Here is an 8,825-nt window from a genome sequence, read left to right on the forward strand (position 1 = left end):
TTTTTTGTATTATAAAATGATTATATCGTATTACATTAAACGATGAGAATATTTTTAAATAGTAGAAATTAGAGACTCTTCAATAAAAAGGAATTAAATATGGTATTCTTTAGTTAAGATATGTAAACGAAGACGGGGGAATGAAGATGGATAAGAAGCTAAAGTATTGGCTAGCATCTATTATAGGGGGAGTAGTACTTGCAACTGGTATGACTTATGGAATATTACAGTTTGCTGAAGTCCCGCTTAAGGGTGAGGACCATGTTTTTGCAGAGGTTAATAAAGAAGACATACTATCGAATGAAGCAGAAGTGAAAGGTTCAAATGCACAACTTCACATTACAGTAACTTCTACTGAAGAAGAAGTTATTTCAGCTATGCATAGCATGACTCATCAAAAAGTAAAAGCGTGTGAAGGAAAGGGAGCAACCCCTATGTCCAAAAAGAATGCAGAGAAAGTAAGAAATATTCTAAACGGAAACAATTTCAAGAACAAAGAAGAGCTATTAGCAATTACTGAAAGATGGGCAAATAGAGATTTTAGTAAAATTGTAGAAGAACATAACTATTTTATTAAACTTCAAGGTGGCAAGATAGGTGAAGCTACAGTGATGGATAAGGTAGACGAGCAAGTATTCTGTCTCAATACTTTCGGTGATGATGTAACGGCTGCATTAATTAAATCAGGAGATCTTCAAGCGCTGTAAGGTGTTTTTTCTCTGATATAAAGAAAGCCTCAAGTATTCATATACTTGAGGCTTTTCCAATGGAAAGATAGGAATGGTCCGAATTCTTTACATTAAGAACAAAGTGGAATTACTCCTAAACCAATTAATAAAGCTGCAGCAACTGCTGGAATTGGTACAGGAATTTGAATACCTTCTACAAATAAGAAATATTGACCACTTACTATTTTAAAACAAACTAATTGCACGGCTATTCCTCCCTTCTTTTAGGATTAATACATTATATTAATTTATCTATCTATTTATATAGTTAAATTATTTATTTTTAAAAATATAGTTAATATGTGAATAGTCTTCGAAAGGACCTGCTCAATCAATGCGGAAAAACATAAGATGAAACGAATCCATTAAAATACATGAGTGAACCTTAGTTTTCCCCTCTTATCTAAAGGAGGAACTATTATGGGTTATGGTGGTAGTTGTGGCGGTTGTGGCTTTTCTGGAGGCTTTGCTTTATTAGTTGTGTTATTCATTTTATTAATCATCGTTGGAGCTTCTTGCTTCTGCTAAAAACTATTGGAAAAGACACTCATATAGAGTGTCTTTTCTTTCGTGCAAAATGATTCCTGACAATAGCCAACTGTATAAAGTATACGGTATACTTTTGCCTCATTAGACATATAAAAATGTTGGAGGGATGTTATGAAACTAGTAGGGAAGCACATTTATATTCGGCTTTATAAAACTGATGATGCCAACGAGTTAGCTAACTTACATATTAGAAATCGCGAATTTTTTCAACGAGTTTGCCCGTTGCTCCCAGAAGTTTTTTATACAAAATAACATCAAAAAATACGTCTTGAACAAGTGTTAAAAAAGAAAGCTGAAGGGCAAGTATATCCTTTTGGAGTCTTTTTAAGAGAAAATGATACAATGAAGATAATATTAGGAAATTATGGGGATGATTACGTTGCTTACTTTGATAAAATTTGTAGTTAGTTATGTTGCAAGTCTGTTTGCTTTTATTTTTGGATGGTTCTTAATTTCATATATTTTTAATCCTAGCTTTATTCACCCGGACGTTTTACATGGATTCATAAAAACTATCGTCACTTATGGTAGTATACCAGCTCTCATAGTTTGTTTACTTGGGGAAGTTTTATATAGGAAAATTAAACGATGTCGAGAGTTTCAATTTGGAATTCCTTTATTTATAGGACTAGCAGTTATCTATACACTTATACCATTTCTTTTTCTTTTTACTTTTACTTTTTCACATTTCTTTGACTTCGTTGCACCTGTTATTATGGGTTCCTTAGCGTTTTATTTAGTACGTAGAAAAATATAATTCTCGTTTTGGTGCATTATAATAGCTATCTCTGAATCACTAGTTTCAAAAAGCCTTCACGCAATAATGATTGCATGAAGGCTTTTGATGTTTGCTTATTTTTTTGTCTCGTTAACCCATGTAATAATGTCCTGGATGACGTATTCGGGAACGTTAGCAGGGATTTCATATTCACTAGGGAGGCTTAATTCCCCGTCACCCTCCGTGAAGAAATGATTCAATTTCGGATATTTTTTGAACTGAACATTCCCGCGGTTTGAAAGTCCTTTCTGCCATTTTGTATATTCATCTTTTACTGTTACTTGATAATCACGTGCTCCTTGCAGAATGAGTAAAGGCTCTTTTCTTAATCTTGCCTCTTCAACTGGACGCCACCTAGAAACATCATACATAAAATGAGGTGACCCAAAATTGTAGCCAGCTGGAGGATGGTCAGGATTGAAAGTAGGATCCTGAATAAAAGCAGCCTGTCTTTTTAGTTCATCGATTTCTTCCTTTGGTTTCCCAAGGTATTGATACTGATCAATGGCAATTTCAGTCAAAGGGCGTGCAGGTGGTGCGAGTAAGATGCTTCCTCGGACAAGTGAGGAAGGTGCTTTGCTTAGTATACGTGGCATTGTGCCAGCTCCTAGGCTATGTCCAAGAATGAAAATATTATTTGGATCAATGCCTTCCTGCTGCGCTGCTGATTTTGCTGCAAATATAGCATCATCTGTAGTATCACGGTCTAACGTAACAGGTTCTGTACTCATCTTTAATGCATGTTCTAAGGTGCGTTTTTCATAGCGCAACACTGCAATTCCGTTGGATGAAAGGCCCACTGCAATGTCTCGTAAGATTTTTGTTCCCATATATGTGCTATCGCGATCATGGATGCCAGCACCATGAACAAGAACAACTACGGGCAGTTTTTCACCACGCTTATGTTTCGGAACTGTTAATGTCGCTGGTAACGGATAGGTAGAATTTCCAATGACGATTTCACGTTCTTGATAGGAGTCAGGTTGATCATAGCTAGGATGCGGGATGGTATAAGATTCCTCGGGTGGCCTTTCTCCAATTTCATCTACTTTCCCGCCAGGTGTGAATTTAAGGAGTAGCGGTATGGTAGTTCCTTCGGTATCTGCTGGAATTTCCACCGTCTGATGGACCAAGTTTCGTTCTTTTATCACGGGGGTTCCCATACTTTTTATCCCGCTCCAGCCACTTTGTGTCCACCAGTTTTGTAATGTGGTTGCTGTAAACTTGGATTGAAAAGCAGCAGACGTCAACTGTAGTGCCTCTGCATACTTACCTTTCTGGAGATATTCAAAAAATAATGATGTACGCTCCGTTAAAGAGACTAGTTTCTTTTCAGCAGATTGTTCCTCATGTGTATCTGCGTGAATAGTTGTTGTAAGCGGGAAAGATGAAACGCCTAAAGAAAAGAGTAGGGTAAAGGTAAGGACTGATTTTTGTATTTTCTTTTTTTTATTCATGTTTCAACCTCCAATATGTGATGGTACAAAACAGGTATGGTAATTAGAATTCTGGTGCGAAAACTTCAAAATATTTGCAAGCAATCTCCAAAACTTGGACATACTAATATTATTATTCTAAAAAAATGTAGATTTCTTCTCTTGTTACATGCATATTAATCCCAGAAATAATCTTTTTTCCTTCACTTTATATTTTGATTATACGAAGCAAAGCTCTCGTTTTTCTTACTTGATACTTACAAATTCCTTAAGTAGAGGATATTTTAAAATTTTGGCTGTATGAATATGTAGCGGTACTCCTATGTTAAGAGATAGCTTAAGGACCGAGGATTATATTGTTTTTATAAAGAGTTGATGTTATGTTTGTTTTGTAACATATGGTGTTTTATGCATGTAGGAGGATTTATTGAAGAAATTATTAATATTGTTTTTATTAGCTACATTTTGTCTACAGATTACAGGATGTTCTAATAATATGGGTACACTAAGGGAGAAGTCTAAACGCATCAATAAAGGGTGGTACAAACATATGTAATAGTTTGTATCACCCTTTGTTGATGTTAGAAGTCATAAGGAAAAGGTTGATAGTTAGATATTTTTCATAAAGAAAAGACACCCATATAAGAGTGTCCTTTCTAATAGTTTTTTAGCAGAAGCAACTGCATCCGATAATGATTAATAGTATAAAGAGTACAACAAGCAAAGCAAATCCTCCAGCAAAACCACAGCCTTCTCCGCAACTACCACCATAGCCCATAATAGTTCCTCCTTTAGGTAAGAGGATTAAAACTAAGGTTCATTCATGTATTTTAACGGGTTCACTTTACTTTATGTTTTTAAGAATGAATGGAGCAGGTCCTTTTAAAAATAACGAAAAGACCCCCTAAAGTGCCTTCCTTCAACTTGAACCATCTTAATTTTAATAATATATTGGACTCCTATCCGACGAATACTATTTTACTATGCTAATTTTTTTTGTTCATTGAGGGGTAGCACCACATCGCTATCAAGCTAACAAAATACACCTACCCCCAGAACGGAATTTTGTGCTAATTTGTAATAAAAAGCTCATTTTCTCGTTATGGGGTGGATTTGTTTTCTTAAGTTGGTGGGCATGCGGCAGAACCCCCAATAAATTTAATAGCGTATAATTTTCATGTTTTTTCGGCGAAACATATAATGTATTATTCGGTTCGTTGTAATATATTCTTTACTTTTTGTAAAAAAGATATTACTATTACGTTAATATAACTGTATAATAGAAGAGAGGAATGACATGCTTGAAAATAATATAGTAGTAGGAAGAGCTGAAAAAAGATGGACTCAACAACAATTAGCAGATGCAGTTGGTGTCAGTCGACAAACTATAGTAGCTTTAGAAAAAAATAAATATAACCCTTCTTTGATTTTAGCTTTCAAAATTTCTAATTCACTTGAGAAAGAGATAACCGATGTATTTAAATATAAGGAGGATGAATAATGGTTAATATTGCTACGATTGTAATTTGTGTGTTAGTAGTATTGGTGTTTATTGCAGAAATTTACAAAATTACATTTGAACGTCGGATGGAGTCACAAGATGAGAGAGGGCAAATGTTCATCTTTAAAATTAAGTCATTATCTTATACTGTTCTAACCGTTGGTATATTAATTGGAGTAGCATTAGTAGCAATATTTAAGTTAATAGATAAGGAATATTTTATTTATTATGTAATGCTTGTGTTTTTTATTCAAAGTATAGTATCATCCATTTATTTGGCTATTGTTCGGAAAGTATAAAACGGTTCACTAGATAGCGATGTGGTGCTACCTCTTATATATCATTACCCAATATTTTTCTTCTAGCTCACCTTCTTAAATAACTTTTTTCCAGCCCATATTCTCATAAAACTTTAATGCTTTTTGATTTTTAGAAACACACTTTAATCTTAATGGTGTATTCATCTTTTCTATGGAAGCATGAAGTAACTGTCTTCCAGCCCCCTTACCAAAGAACTCAGGATGTACAAATAAATTGTGTATAAAGTTTTCAGGTAAATATAAAGAAGCAAATCCGAGGATATGATTATCTTCCTCTGCTAGTAGTATATGTTCTCCTTCAGTATGTTTATCAAAATCTTCTATAGTCATTTCATTTCTATCTAGCCAATGAAAACTTTCACGCCGTGATTCTAAATATATCCTTCTTAAATTAGGGTAGTCTAATGCAGTTGCTACTCTAATATTCATTTTCTCACTCTCTCTTCCTTTTTTTAATTGAATAAATCTAACCGTTTCTAGAGTAAACGGTTAAATTTACGAGAGAAATTTATTCACTCGTATCTCTTTAAAACAATGGCTGCATTATGACCTCCGAAACCAAATGAGTTAGATAGACCTATATTTATTTTCACTTGGCGAGCAACAGATGGTACATAATCCAGATCACATAATGGATCAAGATTTTCTAAGTTAATTGTTGGAGGAACTGTCCCTTCCTTTAAGCTCATTGCTAGAGCAATTGCTTCAACTCCACCAGCTGCCCCTAACATATGACCAAGCATAGATTTATTAGCTGTTACCGGAATCTGATAAGCTTGTTTTCCAAACAGTTGCTTAATAGCCATCGTTTCAGAGATGTCCCCCACTTTTGTACTTGTTGCATGGGCACTAATAACATCAACTTCTTCAGGCGATATATTGGCATTTTTTAAAGCTGATCTCATTGCAAGATAAGCACCTTTACCTTCCGGATGTGTAGCTACGATATGGTATGCGTCTGAACTTGCACCATATCCAATGACTTCTGCATAAATCTTTGCCTCTCTATGTAAAGCATGAGATAAAGATTCTAAGATTAGAATTCCAGCTCCTTCTGACATGACAAATCCATCTCGATTTTCATCAAATGGACGACTAGCTTTAGTGGGATTATCGTTTCTTGTTGATAATGCTGTAGCGTTACCAAAACTGGCTATTGATAAGTCTGTTATAGCTGACTCTGTTCCACCCGCAAATATAACGTCAGCTTCCCCAGAACGAATTAGTCTAAAGGCTTCCCCGATAGATGTATTTCCAATTGCACAGGCAGAAACAGGTGACATAGAAGGTCCCATCGCATTCCACTTGATACTAATTTGTGCTGCAGCAGCATTAGACATTATGGCAGGTACTAGAGTTGGGCTGACTCTTCTTGGTCCCTTCTGCCTAAGTGCATCAACATTTTCAATCAAGGTTTCAATCCCTCCAATACCTGAACCCACGTATACGCCTAACCTTTCTACATCTATACGATCGAGGTCTAACTTAGAATCTGACCAAGCTTGTTCAGCTGCAGCCAAAGCAAATTGAGAAAAACGATCTAAACGTCTTGCCTCTTTCTTTCCTAAAACTTCATCTGCATCAAAATCTTGGACGATACCCGCAATTTTTGTTTTATGATTGGTAACATCGAAAGTATCGATATTGACTATACCAGATTCCCCTTTAATTAGATTGTTCCAAAATGTTTTGATGTCGTTTCCTATAGGAGAAACTACGCCCATACCAGTAATCACAACTCTTTCCACTTTGCATTCCCTCCAATCAATAATATACTTGTATTTTACAGTCAATTTATCCTATTACAAGGGGGGGATTTATCCTAGTATAACTACTACTAGGATAAATTGATAAGATAAGGAGTTTTAAAAATGAATAATAAAACAAGGCTTAAAGCTCTGTCGGCATTCTTAAAAGCTAAGCGTGCCCAAATTAGTCCAGAGTCTATTGGTTTGTCTGCCGGAAACCGGAGAAGAACACCTGGGTTACGAAGAGAAGAGGTTGCGCAGTTAGCAGGTGTAAGCACCACTTGGTATACATGGCTAGAGCAAGGAAGAGATATAAAGGTTTCTACAATCGTACTTGATTGTATTTCTAAAGCTTTGCAATTAAATAATGATGAAACAGACTACTTATATGACCTGGCATTCGAAACAAATTCAGAAAGTACAAGTCCAAAAAAGGATCAATCAAAGCTTAGCCCTTCTTTAATACGAATACTAGATGAATTAACATATTGTCCAACTATCATTACGGATCGACATTGCCATATTATGGGCTGGAATCCTGCAGCTGCTCATGTTTTTTTAGATTTTGAACAAATACCAAATGATCAAAGAAATTTGATTCGTTTAGTATTCACTAGAAAAGAGTTAAAAGCATTGGCCGTCAATTGGGAACATTTCGTGAAAGGTTTTCTTGCTATTTTCCGTACCTATTATGGACGCTATTTAGACGATGAATGGTACAGCCAGTTTATTGAAGAAATGAGTCGTTCCCATCCAGAATTCCAGAATTTATGGCAAGAAAGTCAAGTGAGTAAGGCTCCAGACATGATAATTGAATTCAGACATGCTAAAGCAGGCAAAATGCTGTTTAATTTAACTTCTTTTCAAGTTCAAGGTGATATGGATTTACGGTGTAGTATCTATACGCCAGTAGGGGAAACGGATACAGAAAATAAATTAAAGCGATTAATGAAGAGGGTATCCGTTGAAAATTAATAAAGTAAGTTCATTACATTAGCAAAATGATAATGATTACTGAACAAAGTCATTATTCCTTATGGGAAAAAGAGTTAACTTTACTTTTTCCTTTTTGTTCAATGGGTGGATGGCGTTAGTTGAAGGATCATAGAAATGAACAGACTTTTTTATAAAAGAATGAATCAATTAAATAAAGTAAGAGCGTGTTTCGAACAATTTCAGAACACATAGGTCATTTATCTCTTTGTTCTGTACCCATTAAAGATTTCCACAGTACTAGGTCAATCTATCTTGTTTCTCGTACAGAAAAGATAGGACGAGCTCTTTTTTAAACATTTATGACTTAGCCCCCATATCTATCACCCTAACAAAAAAGGTTACCCAAAAACTATAAAAATGAACTTCGGTGCTGTAAAAAACACAAAATTATCGTTTAGGGGCTTCTTTAAAGTCTTAGCTTGATAGCGATGGGGTACCGCCACATTGCTATCAAGCTAAGGCTAAGAAAGGTCAGTTTCAGAAGGGATTTTTTCTTATTCTAAAAACCAGTGCAAATCATTGGGGATTCTGCATATCAAATAAATCCTAACGGGTTTCATTTTTAAAATTAAGCGGCTTAATTATCAGACATGGTCCAATTGTAAACGACACCTAATATATTAAAGACTGTTTTCTCCCTGTATCGATGGGGATTTTCGTCCGTTTCGCTGTAAGAGTTTCAGCAGGCGAAGAAGAATATTTGAAAATCTAATATTTTTTAGAATCGTAACCTTTATAGGTGGAGTTGTATTAGTAAATTCATGATAGC

At 35.2% G+C, this 8,825-nt stretch carries 11 protein-coding genes and 2 pseudogenes; 7 read left to right on the plus strand and 6 right to left on the minus strand.

Annotated features, from left to right (window positions below; all coding sequences use genetic code 11):
* Nucleotides 1-146: 146 nt before the first annotated feature.
* Complete coding sequence (locus ACQGSG_RS23655; protein ID WP_000358637.1) at nt 147-707, plus strand: PRK06770 family protein; 561 nt, start codon at nt 147-149, stop codon at nt 705-707.
* Nucleotides 708-799: 92 nt separating this feature from the next.
* Here the strand turns inward: ACQGSG_RS23655 and ACQGSG_RS23660 are convergent, their stop codons facing one another.
* Nucleotides 800-934 (minus strand): hypothetical protein, encoded by a 135-nt coding sequence (locus tag ACQGSG_RS23660; protein WP_001177693.1) that lies wholly within the window; start codon nt 932-934, stop codon nt 800-802.
* A gap of 214 nt (nt 935-1,148) precedes the next feature.
* On the opposite strand from ACQGSG_RS23660, the gene ACQGSG_RS23665 reads away from it, so the two are divergent.
* The 3 genes and pseudogenes from ACQGSG_RS23665 to ACQGSG_RS23675 all read left to right on the plus strand — a co-directional run bounded on the left by ACQGSG_RS23665 (nt 1,149) and on the right by ACQGSG_RS23675 (nt 2,034).
* Complete coding sequence (locus ACQGSG_RS23665; RefSeq protein ID WP_000540375.1) at nt 1,149-1,256, plus strand: YjcZ family sporulation protein; 108 nt, start codon at nt 1,149-1,151, stop codon at nt 1,254-1,256.
* A 132-nt stretch (nt 1,257-1,388) separates the two neighbouring features.
* A pseudogene (locus ACQGSG_RS23670) lies at nt 1,389-1,622 on the plus strand (GNAT family N-acetyltransferase); the annotation flags it as partial.
* 25 nt (nt 1,623-1,647) lie between these two features.
* A complete protein-coding gene (locus ACQGSG_RS23675; protein WP_000631597.1) occupies nt 1,648-2,034 on the plus strand; it encodes a hypothetical protein in 387 nt (128 codons plus the stop codon).
* Nucleotides 2,035-2,129: 95 nt separating this feature from the next.
* On the opposite strand, the gene ACQGSG_RS23680 is transcribed toward ACQGSG_RS23675, so the two are convergent.
* Nucleotides 2,130-3,512 (minus strand): alpha/beta fold hydrolase, encoded by a 1,383-nt coding sequence (locus tag ACQGSG_RS23680; protein ID WP_325842737.1) that lies wholly within the window; start codon nt 3,510-3,512, stop codon nt 2,130-2,132.
* A 646-nt stretch (nt 3,513-4,158) separates the two neighbouring features.
* A complete protein-coding gene (locus tag ACQGSG_RS23685; protein WP_000540371.1) occupies nt 4,159-4,269 on the minus strand; it encodes a YjcZ family sporulation protein in 111 nt (36 codons plus the stop codon).
* A 519-nt stretch (nt 4,270-4,788) separates the two neighbouring features.
* On the opposite strand from ACQGSG_RS23685, the gene ACQGSG_RS23690 reads away from it, so the two are divergent.
* Nucleotides 4,789-4,992, plus strand: coding sequence for a helix-turn-helix transcriptional regulator (locus ACQGSG_RS23690; protein WP_000892395.1), 204 nt, complete (start codon nt 4,789-4,791; stop codon nt 4,990-4,992).
* Nucleotides 4,992-5,291: a hypothetical protein gene (locus tag ACQGSG_RS23695; RefSeq protein ID WP_000247165.1), complete on the plus strand. Its 300-nt coding sequence runs from the start codon at nt 4,992-4,994 to the stop codon at nt 5,289-5,291. Before ACQGSG_RS23690 ends, ACQGSG_RS23695 begins: the two co-directional genes overlap by 1 nt.
* Nucleotides 5,292-5,366: 75 nt before the next feature.
* On the opposite strand, the gene ACQGSG_RS23700 is transcribed toward ACQGSG_RS23695, so the two are convergent.
* On the minus strand, nt 5,367-5,741 hold the full coding sequence (locus ACQGSG_RS23700; RefSeq protein ID WP_098605530.1) for a GNAT family N-acetyltransferase: 375 nt from the start codon (nt 5,739-5,741) through the stop codon (nt 5,367-5,369).
* An 83-nt stretch (nt 5,742-5,824) separates the two neighbouring features.
* Complete coding sequence (gene fabF / locus ACQGSG_RS23705; RefSeq protein ID WP_000442906.1) at nt 5,825-7,060, minus strand: beta-ketoacyl-ACP synthase II; 1,236 nt, start codon at nt 7,058-7,060, stop codon at nt 5,825-5,827.
* A 123-nt stretch (nt 7,061-7,183) separates the two neighbouring features.
* On the opposite strand from fabF, the gene ACQGSG_RS23710 reads away from it, so the two are divergent.
* Nucleotides 7,184-8,035, plus strand: coding sequence for a helix-turn-helix transcriptional regulator (locus tag ACQGSG_RS23710; RefSeq protein ID WP_001060883.1), 852 nt, complete (start codon nt 7,184-7,186; stop codon nt 8,033-8,035).
* Nucleotides 8,036-8,633: 598 nt separating this feature from the next.
* Here the strand turns inward: ACQGSG_RS23710 and ACQGSG_RS23715 are convergent.
* A pseudogene (locus ACQGSG_RS23715) lies at nt 8,634-8,825 on the minus strand (hypothetical protein); the annotation flags it as partial.

Source organism: Bacillus sp. GMa5/1 (genome assembly GCF_050172015.1).
Classification (GTDB): Bacteria; Bacillota; Bacilli; order Bacillales; family Bacillaceae_G; genus Bacillus_A; species Bacillus_A cereus.

Bases quoted from the DNA above. Each gene is read 5' to 3' on its own strand.
- ACQGSG_RS23655 (WP_000358637.1), top strand. From the start codon at position 147: ATGGATAAGAAGCTAAAGTATTGGCTAGCATCTATTATAGGGGGAGTA.
- ACQGSG_RS23680 (WP_325842737.1), bottom strand. From the start codon at position 3,512: ATGAATAAAAAAAAGAAAATACAAAAATCAGTCCTTACCTTTACCCTA.
- ACQGSG_RS23700 (WP_098605530.1), bottom strand. From the start codon at position 5,741: ATGAATATTAGAGTAGCAACTGCATTAGACTACCCTAATTTAAGAAGG.
- ACQGSG_RS23675 (WP_000631597.1), top strand. From the start codon at position 1,648: ATGATTACGTTGCTTACTTTGATAAAATTTGTAGTTAGTTATGTTGCA.
- ACQGSG_RS23665 (WP_000540375.1), top strand. From the start codon at position 1,149: ATGGGTTATGGTGGTAGTTGTGGCGGTTGTGGCTTTTCTGGAGGCTTT.
- ACQGSG_RS23710 (WP_001060883.1), top strand. From the start codon at position 7,184: ATGAATAATAAAACAAGGCTTAAAGCTCTGTCGGCATTCTTAAAAGCT.
- ACQGSG_RS23690 (WP_000892395.1), top strand. From the start codon at position 4,789: ATGCTTGAAAATAATATAGTAGTAGGAAGAGCTGAAAAAAGATGGACT.
- ACQGSG_RS23695 (WP_000247165.1), top strand. From the start codon at position 4,992: ATGGTTAATATTGCTACGATTGTAATTTGTGTGTTAGTAGTATTGGTG.
- ACQGSG_RS23685 (WP_000540371.1), bottom strand. From the start codon at position 4,269: ATGGGCTATGGTGGTAGTTGCGGAGAAGGCTGTGGTTTTGCTGGAGGA.